Annotated in this window: 16 protein-coding genes; 15 read left to right on the plus strand and 1 reads right to left on the minus strand. The window is 35.9% G+C overall.

Annotated features, from left to right (window positions below; translation table 11 throughout):
- Window positions 1-215: 215 nt before the first annotated feature.
- The 15 genes from ACXYMX_RS12475 (at window position 216) to ACXYMX_RS12545 (ending at window position 14,350) form a co-directional block, all read left to right on the plus strand.
- Complete coding sequence (locus ACXYMX_RS12475; protein ID WP_459044569.1) at window positions 216-629, plus strand: hypothetical protein; 414 nt, start codon at window positions 216-218, stop codon at window positions 627-629.
- 714 nt (window positions 630-1,343) lie between these two features.
- Window positions 1,344-2,243 (plus strand): NAD(P)/FAD-dependent oxidoreductase, encoded by a 900-nt coding sequence (locus tag ACXYMX_RS12480; RefSeq protein WP_459044570.1) that lies wholly within the window; start codon window positions 1,344-1,346, stop codon window positions 2,241-2,243.
- 170 nt (window positions 2,244-2,413) lie between these two features.
- Window positions 2,414-2,974, plus strand: coding sequence for a class I SAM-dependent methyltransferase (locus ACXYMX_RS12485; protein WP_459044571.1), 561 nt, complete (start codon window positions 2,414-2,416; stop codon window positions 2,972-2,974).
- 73 nt (window positions 2,975-3,047) lie between these two features.
- Entirely contained in the window at window positions 3,048-4,421 is a 1,374-nt protein-coding gene (locus ACXYMX_RS12490) for an MATE family efflux transporter (protein ID WP_459044572.1), read from the plus strand.
- A 101-nt stretch (window positions 4,422-4,522) separates the two neighbouring features.
- Window positions 4,523-5,008 carry an RrF2 family transcriptional regulator gene (locus ACXYMX_RS12495; RefSeq protein ID WP_459044573.1) on the plus strand — a complete coding sequence of 162 codons (486 nt, stop codon included), beginning with the start codon at window positions 4,523-4,525 and terminating at the stop codon, window positions 5,006-5,008.
- A gap of 432 nt (window positions 5,009-5,440) precedes the next feature.
- Entirely contained in the window at window positions 5,441-6,280 is an 840-nt protein-coding gene (locus ACXYMX_RS12500) for a beta-carotene 15,15'-monooxygenase (protein WP_459044574.1), read from the plus strand.
- Between the two features lie 885 nt (window positions 6,281-7,165).
- Window positions 7,166-7,351 (plus strand): hypothetical protein, encoded by a 186-nt coding sequence (locus ACXYMX_RS12505; protein ID WP_459044575.1) that lies wholly within the window; start codon window positions 7,166-7,168, stop codon window positions 7,349-7,351.
- A gap of 105 nt (window positions 7,352-7,456) precedes the next feature.
- Entirely contained in the window at window positions 7,457-7,741 is a 285-nt protein-coding gene (locus tag ACXYMX_RS12510; protein WP_459044576.1) for a CPCC family cysteine-rich protein, read from the plus strand.
- 54 nt (window positions 7,742-7,795) lie between these two features.
- On the plus strand, window positions 7,796-8,101 hold the full coding sequence (locus ACXYMX_RS12515) for a hypothetical protein (protein ID WP_459044577.1): 306 nt from the start codon (window positions 7,796-7,798) through the stop codon (window positions 8,099-8,101).
- Window positions 8,102-8,330: 229 nt separating this feature from the next.
- Entirely contained in the window at window positions 8,331-9,722 is a 1,392-nt protein-coding gene (locus tag ACXYMX_RS12520; protein ID WP_459044578.1) for a VanZ family protein, read from the plus strand.
- 642 nt (window positions 9,723-10,364) lie between these two features.
- A complete protein-coding gene (locus tag ACXYMX_RS12525; protein WP_459044579.1) occupies window positions 10,365-10,547 on the plus strand; it encodes a DUF4181 domain-containing protein in 183 nt (60 codons plus the stop codon).
- 268 nt (window positions 10,548-10,815) lie between these two features.
- On the plus strand, window positions 10,816-11,376 hold the full coding sequence (locus tag ACXYMX_RS12530) for an RNA polymerase sigma factor (protein ID WP_459044580.1): 561 nt from the start codon (window positions 10,816-10,818) through the stop codon (window positions 11,374-11,376).
- Window positions 11,373-12,119, plus strand: coding sequence for an anti-sigma factor (locus ACXYMX_RS12535; RefSeq protein WP_459044581.1), 747 nt, complete (start codon window positions 11,373-11,375; stop codon window positions 12,117-12,119). The genes ACXYMX_RS12530 and ACXYMX_RS12535 overlap by 4 nt, the downstream gene beginning before the upstream one ends.
- A gap of 172 nt (window positions 12,120-12,291) precedes the next feature.
- Window positions 12,292-13,650, plus strand: a complete 1,359-nt coding sequence (locus ACXYMX_RS12540; RefSeq protein ID WP_459044582.1) for a copper amine oxidase — start codon at window positions 12,292-12,294, stop codon at window positions 13,648-13,650.
- Window positions 13,651-13,711: 61 nt separating this feature from the next.
- Window positions 13,712-14,350, plus strand: a complete 639-nt coding sequence (locus tag ACXYMX_RS12545) for a class F sortase (protein WP_459044583.1) — start codon at window positions 13,712-13,714, stop codon at window positions 14,348-14,350.
- 195 nt (window positions 14,351-14,545) lie between these two features.
- Here ACXYMX_RS12545 and ACXYMX_RS12550 read toward each other — a convergent pair whose 3' ends face one another.
- Window positions 14,546-15,091, minus strand: coding sequence for a phosphoribosyltransferase family protein (locus ACXYMX_RS12550; RefSeq protein ID WP_459044584.1), 546 nt, complete (start codon window positions 15,089-15,091; stop codon window positions 14,546-14,548).
- Window positions 15,092-15,093: the final 2 nt, after the last annotated feature.

The following is a 15,093-nucleotide window of genomic DNA, read 5'->3' on the forward strand; positions in this document are numbered from 1 at the left end:
ACCCAAATCAAGAAGAGTAACTTGAAACTTATAATTAATAAAACCATCGTTAGATGGAACGCGGAATGCTTGGAAACTGGCACGTTCCGTGCGGAGCAGGGGAAAAGTTGGAGATAACTTCAAAGGCTTACCTATTGCTACTTAAACGGCATACGGCTTATTGTACTAGGGTAGTATTAATACAATTAGAAAGTAATATATGGGGGTATACTCGCTTGAAAAAAATACTACTATTTCTTTCTGTACTAAGTGTTTTGTTAGTTAGCTCGGGTTGCGTAAATGAAATGGTAGGGCAAAAAATAACTGTGCAGAATCGAACAGGAGAAGAAAATGTTTTTGAAGACTTCAAGGAAGTCACCCAACGAAAACAGGTGACTAAAGCGATAGATATAGTGAAAAATGCTAATTGGGAAAATGCAAAAGTAAAAATGGAACGTTATGCTGACTACCAATTTCAATTTCCATCTAAGAATAGCAGTGAAGACAAAATAGCATCTTATTTACTTTGGATTAGCCCAAAAGGTGAAAATCTAGAGATAGTTACCGATAGCGATAAATATGTGAAATTAACAAAGCACGATTCAGCCGATCTATACAAAATTTTAACAGGTGAAGAATTAATAAAGTGATTCTCTAGAATCGGGTGCAGTTGTTGAATAGGGACTATGCTTCAATCGGCCAGATTATTGAAGGTTCGATTTCGAAGTAATCGTGTGTTTTGTATAGTAAAAAAGAGATATATTTCGGGATGGAAAATCTTTTACATCTTATTCAACTTGGCTATGCCTTAATTGATATTATGGTTTTAAAATATCTAAGTTGACTTAAGTATTGTAGGGTGATATTATAAAATCATTATAGATAAACACGACCGCCAATATCTATAATCAATGATAATAGAAAGGGGTTATGAAATACTCGAAAGCTACTCACTAAGCATTATACACAATGGTGTACTACTTACCTTATCCGAAGTAGGTGCAATAGGTGTTTAGAATTTGGCAGAAACGTAAAACCTTTAAACAACCTACATGTCAAAGATATATACTAAACTTGCTAAAGGCAGGTTATTTGAGTCACCCCCCTGGGGTTAGGGCTAGTTATAAGGGTTCCAAACCCAAAGTTGGAGCATCATTTCTAGACGAAAAAAACAGTTGGGGGGATTCCAGTTTGTTTAATTGCCCATGAACTATAACGGAGAATCCATGCTTGAGAATGTGATGATAAAGGCTGGAAAAATGAAATGGGCTCTCGATAATAAGTGTCGGATCGTTATTGCCAATAACCTAGTAGAAAAGTATATGAACAAAAGTAAGTAAGAATAAACCAAGGGAGATGATGGAATGATATTAGATTGTGCCGTAATTGGCGGGGGACCTGCTGGGTTAAATGCTTCCCTAGTTCTTGGAAGGTCTTTGCGAAAAACGATGTTATTTGATGATAATAAACCTAGAAATTTTGTAACAAATGAATCACACGGTTTCATTACTAGGGATGGAATAAATCCTAAAGAGTTAAGAAGAATTGCTAGCAAAGAACTAGATAAATATCCCGATGTTGAAGTCAAGAGACAGCGGGTTATTAATGTAACTAAAAAGGGACAATTATTTACGATTGAAACAGATGCAGGAGAGGTCTTTCAGGCCAAGAAAGTTGTCTTAGCCGCTGGGCTTAAAGAAAAACTACCGGATATAGATTGTATCAGTAATTTTTATGGGACTAGTCTCTTTAGTTGTCCCTTCTGTGATGGGTGGGAATTAAGGGATCGTCCCTTAGTTGTGATTGCTGAAAACCACAGCACTTTTCATATGGCGAAGGTTGTATATAACTGGACCAAGGATCTGATTGTCAGCACTAATGGAAGTCAATTTTTATCCATTGATGAAAAGAAGGTTTATAAAGATAAAGGAATTATAATTTACGAACAAAAGATATCCTCATTAATTGGTGATAACGGTTATTTGACAAACATCTTATTTGAAGATGGGACTACCATTTCACGGGAGGGAGGATTTATCGTACCGGAAATGGAGCAAGCGTCATCAATTGGCGAAAATCTAGGGTGTGAATTAAACAAACAAGGGGCAATCAAAACGGATCGGATGGGTCGTACCAATGTTGAAGGAGTTTTTGCATGTGGTGATACGTCAATGATTGCTCCATCCCAATTAATCATTGCGGCCGCGGAAGGTAGCAAAGCTGCTTTGGGGGTAAATGCAGCTTTAATCGAGGAAACCTTCTAAAAAGTTTGGTCTTAATAAAATAACATGATAGCTTAAATTAAATTTACCAATAAGATTTTTATAAAGGATGCAATCTTAATATCCTGTAAAACAAAAGTCTTTACAAATAATTATAAAACAATTATAGTTATTGTAGATTCATAATATCCGTAATGGAAAGAGGAAATGAAATGAATGAAAAATTAATGAGGAAAATAAATAATCTGGAGAATATAGAGAGAAGCCCTGCTGAAGAGTTATTTCAGTTCGTATCTCTTAACAAAGAGGATAAATTATTAGATCTTGGAGCAGGCGTTGGTTATATAAGTTTTCCCATTTCTAAGTATGTAGATGAAGTTACTGCACTTGATTTTGATGAAGATATTTTAAAATATTTGGAAACAAAAGCTGTGGAAAATGGAATTACCAATATTAAAACGCTTGTATCAGATTTCAAAGATCTACAAATAGGTGACGAAGAATTTGATAAGGCCGTTGCTTCGATATCACTTCACGAAGTTAAACCGCTTTCGCTTGCATTAGGCGAAATCTATCGAGTCTTAAAAAATAAAGGAGTTTTTCTTTGTATTGAATTAGAGAAATCAGAGTTATCAACTGGCCCAAGGGTTTCATCGGAAAATATGAAAGAAGAGGTTCTTGCTGCTGGCTTTGACATCATCGATGTTCTTTATCCACCAGCTAAATTGGCTAACCAATCTGTTTATGTAGTTGTGGCACAAAAAAATAAATAAAACAGTATTGAACTAGTTGTTAATATAAACTTAACAACTAGTTTTATTAGTTACTGTAAAAAAGGAGTATTATATGCGTTCAGAAGAAAAGCCGAATTCTAGTGACAAACTTGGAACTGAAAAACCATCTAAATTAATGTTAAATTTAGCTATACCAGCAATGATAGGTATATTCGTTATGGCTCTATATAATCTTGTTGATATGTTTTACATTTCACTTGCAGAGGGTGTAAATGCAGTTGCGGGATTGACAGTTTCATTCCCTGTTATGATGATTGTTATGACCTTAGCGGCTTCCGTAGGAGTAGGCACGTCTTCAGTAATAGCTAGACGATTAGGGGAAAAACGAATCAAAGAGTCCAACATGATTTTTGGGACTTATATATTTCTGCTTCTCCTCATTAGTATAGTAAGTATACTAGTTGGGATTTTCTTATTAGATGATCTTTTGATTTTATTTGGGGCAACAGAAAAAATTATTGGTTATGCTTCCGCTTATATGTTACCAATTCTTTTGGGGTTCATTTTCGTTAGTTTTTCAATGGCGACAAATATTATTTTACGAGCAGAGGGAAACGCAAAATTTGCAATGTATGCAATGATCATCCCTGCAATACTTAACATTATCATTGATCCTATTCTTATATTCGATTTCGGTTTTGGATTAGGAGTAATGGGGGCTGGTATAGCAACCGTAATCTCACACGCGATAATGAGTATAATCATTTTAATATATTATCGTAAAGGCCATAGTTCACTTACAATTCATCTTAACTATATTAGAATGAGGATTTCTACTATAAAAGAAATTTTAACTATTGGATTTCCAACCTTTGTACACACTGCATCATTTAGTTTAGTCGCTATAGTGATTAATACGATGTTGCTTCAATACGGAGGATATATGTATTTAGCAGCTTATGGTGTCGCCCAACGTGTCATAGCCTTCGCTGTCATGCCTATTAATGGAATCGTGCAGGGAATGTTACCAATTGTAGGGTACAACTATGGTGCGAAACTATATGAAAGAATGAGAAAGACGATATGGTTATCTTTTAGATATGTTGTGATTATCTCTGTAGTCGTCGTTCTTCTTGCTCAATTATTCCCTGAGTATGCTATGGGTATTTTCACAAGCGATCCAGAATTTATAGAAATAGGATCAAATGCCATGAAAATCATTTTTTCTCTTTATTTTATAGTTGGCGTACAAATTATTGCTGGTGGTATTTATCAAGCCTTAGGGAAACCTAGACAAGCTTTAATTCTATCACTTTCCAGGCAAGTGTTCTTTTTGGTGCCTTTAGTGGTAATCTTACCTATTTATTTCGGGGTGTACGGGGTGTTTCTTGCATTCCCTATTGCTGATTTACTATCATTTATGTTGGCGAGTGTTATGCTTTATCGGGATAAAGAGATTATTTTAGTAAAAGGACAAGGCGAATAGAGAGGGAATTCAAATAGTTTTTCGAGGGCTTTCAATTGTCAATTGTAGATATTATGGATAGATTTGAGTAGGAAGTAATATTATAGATGGGGGTTGAGAAGATGCAATTTGCGAAGAGTACTGATTATGCGTTACACGCCTTAGTGTATTTGGCTAATTCAGAGAGCGAAGATAAAGTAGGTATTAAAGAATTATCCTATAAGCTAGACGTATCGGAGAGTTATTTGTCGAAAATTATGACTCAGTTACGGAAAGATGGAATTATAAGGGCTGTCCCTGGTGTAAAAGGTGGATATGAAATATCACGTTCAGCTAGTCATATCACATTTTTAGATGTTATTTTGTCCACTGAAGGTAGACAAGACATGTTTAACTGTTCAAATTCAGATTCTAAACAACATACATTATTGATAGATGAAAGCAATGAGCAGTTAATGGAGCGAGAAGAGGACCAACGTATTTGTAGAATTAAAGAGGTCATGGATAATGCTGAAAGTGCCTTACACCAATATTTAGAAAGTCACTCCATACAATCTATTTTAGATAAGGCGAATAAAGACCGTAATCATCATTTACAAAAAGAATAACAGATTTATCGGACTTGAAATTATTCACTATAAATAAAGTAAGTATCCCCCAAAAATGAATCCAACACAATAGAAAGACATTAGATTCAGAAAAGAGCCTAAACCCATTTATATCAAGGGTTTAGGATTTTTTATTTTAATTCTTCTTTTATTTGTAATCTGAATCTAAAATGGCGCGTGTTACAATTAGCTTAAGTAAGATTGAGGTCTGTATGTTTAAATACATAAGGAAATAAATATTGCGTAAATCCTATTAATTATTGTGCTTTTGATGAAAATATTTAACCATATTTCCGATAGAGTGGGTTTACGGCATATCAGGATTGCACAGGAGGGTATTGACGCGATAGTTCAAGCCCTGGATCTTTAACTTGTGTTCCACAAATGGACTAAAGAAATTAACAATTAAAAATAACTGAGGTGAAAAGTATGGTGTTTAATAAAGTTTCTCTACGTATGATATGGCCTATTCTTTTTTTACTTGTACTGGCTTCCAACTTTGCTTTATATCGCACTTCATTTGGAATCAGCATTTTGCCAGCTAATACTCGTCCTGTGGTTCTGGATTCTCTAATCGACCTAACTATTGTGGCTCCCGTATTATTTTTAGCTTGGCAACGAAAATTAAGTTGGAAGTATCTTCTTACATTGATGGCAGGAGGACTAATTCTCGCCCGCTTTATGATCCCAATGCAATATTTAACTCCATTTAAGACACTTACACTAATGGGCTTTGTAGTGGAAGCCGGGTTCGTTTTTCTTGAGATATTATTGTTGTTAACACTCTTTAAATATTTGCCTGAAATCATCCGAAGTGTGAAGAATAGTCCTTTACCACATTTATTTTCTTTCTCAAATGCAGTAGACCAAAAAGTAAGAAAAAATCCGATTATACAGGTTATCTGTTCAGAAATGCTGATGTTCTACTATGCTTTTTACCTTTGGAAAAAAGAACCTGTCCGCAAAGAAAATACGTTTACGCTTCATCAGAAATCAAGTCTAATTGCATTTCAAGTGATGATGATTCATGCAATTGTAGTCGAAACTTTGGGAGTGCATTGGTGGTTACATGATAAGTCATTGATCTTATCGTTGCTATTGTTAGTTGTAAATATCTATTCAATTGTTTTATTTTTAGGCAATATCCAAGCTATGCGATTTAACCCTTTGCAAATTGATAATGATCGCATGTATGTTTCATTGGGATTAATGAAACGGATGGAAATAAGGTGGGAGGATATTGACGAGATAATAAAGACCGTTCCACATTAGAAAAAAAGCTCACTAAGAACACCATAGATTTTGTAGCCCGCGATTTTAAGAAAGCATATCCGGACGTCATAATAAAATTAAAACATCTACAAGAAGCTACTCTGCTTATGGGAATGAAGAAAAGTTATGAGCAAGTTGCTATTCGAGTAGATGAACCAGAAAAGTTTAAAGAAGTACTGAAATCTAAATTTTGATTACAAAATAGTTACGTGCTTGTGCACAAGAAAATTTAGAATCCATAAAATTTGTTTGTTCAATCAACTGGTGCGTTAACTGAACAACCGCTGCGACTCAATCGGACAAAATTGAGTTAAGTGTTATCGGAGAGGAGCAGACGAAATGGATTTGTGGTTTATGATTAAAGAGCGTTCTGGATTCTTAGCATTTTTTCTTATCATAATTTTACTGAGTATTTTCCTGTTAGTAGCTACTTGGAAAAATCGTACTAACATACCTAAAAGTTTAACCGCAATTATAACTTTAATATCTACAACTTTTATCGTTGTATCTTTGATTGCAATGATATTTATTATCTCATTCGGCTATAACTCTTGAGTTGAAGTAATTAAGCAAATGGGGGCGTTTACGGAATAATGGCTGGGCTACTATCGGGCCATATTGTTAAGAAAACTTACGCTTTGAATGTATCATTTCAGGGGATCTAGAATTAACAAATAATTTTAGGGGGAGTTAATATGGAGCTTTTATTTTACGTTGTGATAATCGGTATAATTGTGTTTTTGAGTCTCGCACTTTATTTACCATTTTTAAAAAACAAAGATTAAGCATTCAACAAATTGGCGCAGTTGTTGAATAAGGGCTGTGCTTCAAACGGGCCATTTTTTGTAAAAGAAACAATGTTATTTAATATTTGAGGTGGTAGCTATGAAAAAAGGAAATATCAAAATAGCTTTATTTACGGGAATATTTTTAGGAGTTGTGAATTTTATTTTCGAGTCTTTAATTCCTAATACTAGTGTTTTTGTTTCAATTGGAATTTCCGTGTTAGCAGTTTTAATTGGTTGGTGGATAGGTAGTAAGCTATTTTCAGTCAAGAAAGAGAACCAATAGGGGATTGCTACAAATGGGCGCGATTCTGTAATAAGGATTGTGCCGTTAAAGGGCCAAATATTGCCGTATAAGGAGTATTTAAATTAAAAGTGATGGAGAGACTATATGAAATATACTTGTCCATGTTGTGGGTATAAAACATTATATAAAAAGCCACCTGGCACTTACGAGATTTGTGAAATTTGCTTCTGGGAAGATGACAGTGTCCAATATGATGATCCTGATTATGAAGGGGGAGCTAATGTTCCGTCTTTAAAACAAGCGCAAAAGAACTTTATCGAATTGGGAGCTTGCGAAAAAGTATTCATTGAATTTGTAAGAAAGCCCGATGAAAATGATATAAGGTATGTTAAATGGAAATGCCTGTGTAATGAAATCTGGGGTCATTAGCTTTTTAATTAGTAGAAGGTGCAAACTGCACGTTAAAGGAAGGGATAATAAGCCATGATTGATTTATTAACGCTTCTGAATGATAGTAAAATTAATGAAGACAAGGCTTATAAAATATTTGATGAGGTTATGGAAAGGTTTCATGATGGGGATCTAGATATCGAACCCCAAGAATATTTGTTGTTAAACGAATTTGAGTACACTGCGTTTTGCCATACAGCCGGATTACAAATTATTGCAAAGTGGCGTAAAGAAGGATGGCCAAAGTTTTGCAATCTGTGTCGTAAGGACATAAATCATAAAAAATATGGTTGGACTATTAAAAACGATAAATTAGTATGTCTGGATTGGATAAGTTAGTTTTATTTTCTAGTGGAAAGAAACAGATTCATATAGGACTACTTAAGAAATACCAATAGTTTCACAATCTGGGCGCGATTGCTTAAAAAGTGATTGCGTCCAGATCGCGTAAACGGGCCAATTTAAAAAATCATTCACAGTTATGGGTTAGAAACAGAGAAATATTCTGTACCGTGCAAAGAAGCGGTAAGGATTATATTGTTTTTGAATTCGTATGAAGGAGAAAAAAATGAAAATAGAAGAAATCGTAGGTATAGTTAGAGAATATTTTTCTTTAGCATTATTAGCTGTAATTACTTTAGGGATTATATTGATCCTAATATATTTCATTTTTTATAAAACCATTTTAAAAGGGAAGAAAAGGTTTTCAAAGAAGAGGCTACTTTTGCTAGTGATGTTTAGCGGCTATGTGATAATGGTTATTGGTGTGACTTTTTTAAACAGGGGATCTACCTATAATGCTGGAATGGACTTTTCCTTATTTTCATCATACCGTGAATCTTGGAATAGTTTTAGTGTTAGACATTGGCAATTCATATATTTAAATATATTTATGTTCGTTCCTTTCGGTATTCTTTTCCCATTATTACAACCACGTTTTCGAAAAGCGATATGGACAATTGGAGTAGCGGCCTTATGTACACTTTCCATTGAAAGCGTTCAATTAATAACGGGATACGGTAATTTTGTAGTTGACGATTTATTCAATAATTTATTAGGGGCAATCATTGGATATGGCATCACTATGGGTTTTATCAACATAAAAGAGAAAGGAATAAAACAATCATTATTCTATTTCTCGCCATTGCTACTAGTGGTTATCTTTTCTACAAGTGTGTTTACATATTATCATTTGAAGGAATTTGGTAACCTCTCCATTGTGGCAACCAATAAAGTAAATATGAAGGAAGTTATTCTTACTTCTGATGTTGAGTTCAATGTTAAGAAAGCAACTATTCCAATTTATAAGGCGCCAAGTTATACAAAAGCTGAGGCAGATGCATTTGCTGAAACATTTTATAAAAGGATGGATGTGGATGCAGCAAATATAGAAGATATATCTTATCCAGATCAAGGTATATATCGGAGTAGTGGAGAGAAATCATATGATTTATGGTTCCAATTCTTAGATGGAGGTTATAGTTTTACAGACTTTTCAAGCCACGATGAGGAAATAGTGCCTAAAGACACAGATGAAGAATCCTTAAAGGAATCTTTATTGAAATTTGGTGTAGATATACAAAAGGACTTCTATTTTCAAAGAGTCGATACTGGTTCGTATGAGTGGATAATAGATAAAAAAGTTAGTGGAAATCAGCTAATAGACGGTTCTTTAACGGCAACATATTATAATGATCATACAGTGAAGCAGATTGAGAATCAGTTAATTACCTACGACAAGATAAAGGATATTCAAATAAAGAGTGAACAAGAAGCATTTGCAGAAATCTTGGAAGGGAATTTTCAGATCCTTTCCGAAAACAATAGAATTGATACCTTACAAGTTCATAAAGTACGAGTAAGCTACTATTTAGATTCCAAGGGATACTTTCAACCTGTTTATGCATTTCAAAGTACATTAGATGGTTCGAATATGACTATATTAGTTCCAGCAATATAAAAAGGTTTTATCATTGTGTGTATCAATACTCTACAAAAGGGCGCAATTCTTGAAGAGGAATTGCACCCTTTTCAGTAATGGACTAATTGAATGAAACTATAAAGCAATCATCCGTATATAAATTAGGAAAGAAAAAACTAAGCGAAATAATATGATTATTGAATAGGTTATTTGTTGAGTAAGCCTTATGCCTGGATTGAGCTACTTAAAAGCAGCTTATTTCTAAAACATTTAGATTAATTGAGGGGGGATGATCTCTTTGGGAGATATTATTTTTTATGGATTTATTTTAATCGTCCTATACGTAATTTTAATTATGATATATATTTTTCCAAAAGAAAGCTTGTTGCTTTTCGCAAGATAGGAATATAAAAAAGAACCTACATTTTCCGATTATAGAATTCGTTTAAACAAGTATCTTTCGCTTTTTGGCATCCTCCTGGTAACAATCTCTATCATTGATTGGTTTGTCGATGTATCGGCTGTGCGTACGTTATTGGCCTTAGGATTAATTGTCTATGTAGTTATCGCAATACTAAAACTTTCCCGAAATGAAAAGGGTCCGAGAGGGATTTAGAGCAGCTAATTAGATTGATCTGTTAGTCGAGTTTTCATCTAACGTGGGCAATTCTTGAAGAAGAATTGTGCCCTAATTCTACATATATAATGATTGGATTTTTCGTATTAACTCAAATAGGCGTTCAGGCATATATGGAATGGAGATTTTCGGAAAACAGAAAAGACTTTCAAGTATCACTAATCCAGCTTACTTTAACTATTGCAACCTTACTTGGATTCGATTTCTGGTTAGAATATTATTCATAGGAAGAATGATTAGAAGTAGTTATGAATTCGGATATTTTTTTACCGAAAATAATGATATTTAAGTAGGATATCTTTAGTGCAGTTTATCCAAGTTAGGATACCCCCCCAGTAAACAAGCTTTGTGGGGATTTTTGAAACTGTTAAAATAAAGTGATCGTTTTGTCTACATATTACGTTAGCTTAGTAACCCTCCGATGCTAAATAAATCGGTCATTCGATAACCAGAATATGCTATTCTTAAAGAAATGCTCGAAAAAAGGAGAATCATATGACTGGATTGGATGATGTAAACCTCTATGAAAGAGTCGTGAAGCAAGATCGTCACGCCTTCGAAATCGTTTATGACCGCTATGAAAAACTAATCTACTCATTTGCTTATCGGTTAACTGGAGATCGTACCATTGCTGAAGAAGTTACTCAGGACGTCTTTCTGAAATTATGGCAGGGGACTTCGGTATACCAGGAAGACAAAGGCAAATTCTCATCGTGGCTACTTACCATAACGCGCAATAAAGCGATTGATGAAATCAGAAGACTGAAGCGTCATGACCATGAGCCGATGCTCGAGAAAGATGCTTTGATCGAAGAGGCAGGTTCTACAGAATTAGAAGTAGAGTGGAAAGAAAAACGTGGGGAAATTCGTGAAGCAATTGGCGAATTAAGTGCAGAGCAGCAAGAAATTATTGAACTGTTCTATTTTCAAGGATATAGCCAACAGAAGATTGCGGACCATTGTAAATTGCCGCTTGGCACGGTTAAAGGAAGAATCCGATTGGCGTTAAAGCATTTGAAAGGCTTAATCGGACAGGAAGGAGGGGTTTTCGAATGAGTAAACAGTGCAATATGCTGATTGATTATTTCAATCGTACCCTAACCGACGAAGAAATAAATGAATTCGAAGAACACTTAATAGGATGCGAATCATGCCAAGAAGAATTGATTGAGTGGGAAACGTTAACGGAGGACTTACCTTTTTTATCTGAAGAAGTTGAAGTTCCATCAGGGATGAAAGCTAAAGTTTTTGCTGCAATAGCTGAAACACCCGAAACACCCGAAACACCCGTTGAACAGAAGACTATTGACTATTTTCCACCGATTCAAAGTCAAAATCAGCCGAAAAAACGTTTCAGATTTATGCTTCCGACAGTTGCAGCAGCATTATTGATTTCCTTGTTGTCGAATATCTATTTGATCAATGAAAATACTAAAGCGCCTGAAATTGCAGTAAGTGATATTGAAGTCATTGGTAAAACCGTATTAGCTGCACAACCAGGTGTAGAAGATGCATCTGCGGTTGCGATGCTCCTATCTGATAAAGGTGAACCTGTATTAGTTGTTGATGCGGAAAACTTACCGGTTTTAGGGGAAGGTGAACTTTACCAGGTCTGGGTGATTGAAGGAGAACAGCCATATCCAGCTGGCGTTATTGAACTTACAGAAACAGGTGGGGGAAAAGTAAGCCATCCATTAGCAAACCTTGATGGGAAGTGGGATACAATTGCCATCACCATTGAGAAAGAACCAAACTTACCACTACCAGAAGGCGTGATTGTCTTAGCTGGTGGAATTTAAATAATCGAACAAAAAGAAAGTCTCATTCGCCGACTCTACTGGCTGAATGAGGCTTTTTAATGTTGGATGTCTGGCCTTATTCAATTTAAAATAAAATCTTTTTTAAATAAAAGTGAACCATTCCATTTTTCATTGCGTTAGCTTATTACAAAACCGAAAAGGAGAGATACAAATGAAATTAAACAAAACATTGTTAGCCATTCCATTAAGCGTTTCACTATTACTTCCGATGGGGGCTTTAGCAAATGCCGCAGATCATGGCCACGGAGCAGCACAATCAGAAGCAGTATCGAATCCAGCGGTAGATTTAAGAGCCGCACTTGATAGTATTTTATCGGAACATGCATACTTAGCAGTTGTCACGATGCAAAAAGGAATTGACGGTTCAAAAGATTTCGAAGCTGCAGCAGGACAATTAGGCGAAAACACTGAGGAACTATCAGCAGCCGTTGGTTCGATTTATGGAGAGGAAGCGGGCAAGCAGTTCCAAACGATTTGGAGTAGCCACATTGGATACTTTGTTGACTATGTAACCGCTACAGCTGAAAAGAATGAAGATGGACGTACAAAAGCATTAGCGGATTTGGATAATTACCGAGTAGTACAAGCGGATTTTCTAGATAAAGCAACAGAAGGACGTCTGAAAGCAAAAGATCTTGAAGAAGGATTGAAAATGCACGTTGATCAACTTGTTTGGGCGTTCGACAACTATGTAGCAGAAGATTATGAAAAGGCGTACACAAGTCTAACTGAATCTATGCACCATATGTTTGGAACAGGAAAAGGATTGTCTTGGGCAATTACAGAACAGTTCCCAGATAAATTTAATAACCTTTCTGTTGATACACCTGAAGCTGACCTTCGTGAAGCTTTGAACAGTGAATTCTCAGCACACGCAGCACTTGCTATACTTGCAATGCAAAAAGGGATTGATGGAGCGAAAGACTTTGATGCAGTTGTCGCAGCATTGAATGAAAATACAGAGGATCTAACGAAATCAGTTGAGTCTGTTTATGGTGTTGAAGGCGGTAAGCAGTTTAATGAAATCTGGAATAGTCACATTGGTTTCTTTGTAGATTATGTTACGGCAACGGCTAGTAACGATGAGGTAGCTAAAGAAAAAGCGATGAAAGATCTTGATGGATATCGTAAAGTACAGGCAGAGTTTCTTGATACAGCTACAGAGGGAAGATTGAAAGCAGCTGATTTAGAAGAAGGTTTAAAAGGGCATGTTGATCAATTACTAGCTGCATTCAACAGCTATGTCGACGAAGATTATGACAAAGCATATGACAGTATTCATGAAGCATATAGCCATATGTTTGGTGTAGGAACAGCTTTAGCTGGAGCGGTTGTTGATCAATACCCAGAGAAGTTTGCAGCCGCAACACCAACAGATATGCCGAAAACAGGACTAGGTGGCATGAGTCAGGGGACGGATTATACGCTTTGGGCAATTATGTCTAGTCTAATTCTAGCAATGGGAGCAGGCGCAGTGTTAATTCGAAGAAAAGTAACGAATAACTATTAAAAGAGGGGGAGACTCCTCTTTTAATTTTTATCTGATCACAATGGAAAGGAGGAGCACTGCTATGAAAAACCATTTACTAATAGGTGTTTTATTTATCCTTGGATTACTTTCAGGTTGTGCGCAAGAGGTATCTACAGAAGTGGTACAACAAGAACGAGTGACTCAACCGGAGCAAACAACAACTTCTGAAACAGCTCAAGAGGTGGCGGCACTGCCCTCATCTGAAGGTTTATCATTAGCTGATAAACGAGTAGGTATTGAGCCTGCTCGGCTTGAGATACCTAAGCTGAAGGTAGATGCAGTCATTGAAGGAGTTGGCCGTATAGAAAATGGACAAATGGGTGTTCCTCAAAATCCTGACAATATTGGTTGGTTCGAACCGGGAATTAAACCTGGTGCACAGGGAAATGCTGTGATGGCAGGTCACATCGATTCGGCAACAGGCCCTGCAGTTTTCCATAAGTTAGAGAAATTAGAAAAAGGCGATGAAATTGTCGTACATGGAAAAAATGACGAAAAGATCCGCTTTATTGTTACGAAAACAGAAGCATATCCACGTAATGATTCACCAGTCGAAGCTATTTTTGGATTTAACTATAGCAGTGGCCTTACGTTAATTACATGTACAGGGGAATATAATCGCACAGCTAAAACACATGAAGAAAGATTTGTAGTGTATACAGAATTAGTTGGAGAATAGAAGAAACAGCCATCTCCTTAGTTTGTTATACTGAACAAAAAGGATTGCCTATTTATAAAGTTGTAGTTTTCCAAGGGAACAAATAGCCCACTAATTCATATGAATTAGTGGGCTATTTCGATCTTTATTTTGCGTTTTATACCAGTGAACGAAACGGGTTATCGTTTCGATATGTGGCACGAATACATAGGAATATTAATTTTCCGTTATAAAAAGAGGAAGGTGTTCTAAAAAGATAATGTCATCGCGTTCAGCTGCATCGCCTTCTGCCAGAATAGCTGCTTGTGCAACAACTTCTGTACCGGCTGCTTTAGCTAACTCACTCAATGCACGAAGGGACTCGCCTGTGCTAATAACATCGTCGACAATTGCGACGCGTTTCCCTTTTATATGTTCTACATCGATGTTGTCCAAGCAAAGAACTTGTTCAACTTGTGTAGTAATCGAAGTCACTTTACTTACAAGCGGATCGACCATATAAGGTTTAACACTTTTTCTGGCAACGATATATCGATCTAAACCAAGCTGTTTTGCAACCTCGTAGGCAAATGGAATTCCTTTTGCTTCAGCAGTAACAATTGCATCAATTTCAGGTAACCTTTTAGCAACGAGTGGAGCAGTTGCTAGAACGATTTCCGTATCTCCTAAAATATCAAAACTTGCGATACTAAGTGTTTCAGATAAAGCGATGATTGGTAACTTTCTTTCCAATCCAGCTACTTGCAACGTATAGGTTTTCATGA

Source organism: Sporosarcina sp. CAU 1771, from assembly GCF_054482775.1.